General features: G+C 70.6%; 1 protein-coding gene. It reads left to right on the top strand.

Features of this window, described 5'->3' with window-relative positions:
• On the top strand, positions 1–820 hold an 820-nt coding region (locus A5686_RS26220), incomplete at both ends, for a DUF222 domain-containing protein (RefSeq protein ID WP_156750252.1).

Below are 820 nucleotides of genomic sequence, written 5' to 3'. Positions count from 1 at the left end.
TGGAGATCGTGGCCGAGATTGATCGCGACGAGCTCGGTGGTGTTACCGGTGCGCGGTCGGTGCCGGCGTTGGTGGCCCCGAAGACGGGCTGCTCGCCGGCCAATGCCCACACGATCACCACGATCGCGCGCCGGGTGCAGGAGTTTCCCCGCTGCGCCCAAGGTATGCGGGAGGGCCGGCTGTCGCTGGATCAGGTCGGGGTGATCGCGGCGCGTGCCGGTCAGGGATCTGATGCGCACTACGCGCAGCTGGCCGCGGTGGCAACCGTCACTCAGCTGCGTACCGCGGTGAAGCTGGAACCGCGACCCGAACCCGAGCCTCGGCCCGAGGGGCTTGAACCGCAGGCCTCGATCACCAAGTCCTCCGACGACGAGGGCAGCTGTTGGCGGATCAGACTTCCGCAACCCGATGCCGCGAAGTTCGAGGCGGCGTTGGCCTCTCATCGTGATGCGCTGATCGCCGAGTTCACGCGCGAGCACGGCGACGGCGACCGCGCTTGGGGTCAGCGGCCGCCGTTGCCGGGCACCGTCGAGGCGTTCATGCGCTTGGTGGAGGCCGGGTGGGACGCCGAGGCGACCCGCCGCCCGCACGGGCAGCACACCACGGTGGTGGTGCACCTCGACGTGCAGCAGCGCGCCGCGGCCCTGCATCTGGGTGCGCTGCTGTCCGACGCCGAACGCCGCTACCTGAGCTGTGATGCCACCTGTGAAGTGTGGTTCGAACGCCACGGCGAGGTCATCGGCGCCGGGCGGGCGACCCGGCTGATCAACCGGCGGCTGCGCCGCGCACTCGAGCACCGCGACCGCAGCTGTGTGGTGCC

Origin of the sequence: Mycobacterium sp. E2479, assembly GCF_001667925.1 — a bacterium.
Taxonomy (GTDB): domain Bacteria; phylum Actinomycetota; class Actinomycetes; order Mycobacteriales; family Mycobacteriaceae; genus Mycobacterium.
Note: the sequence above shows the minus strand (reverse complement) of the source record. Positions and strands in the feature narration are given on the sequence as shown.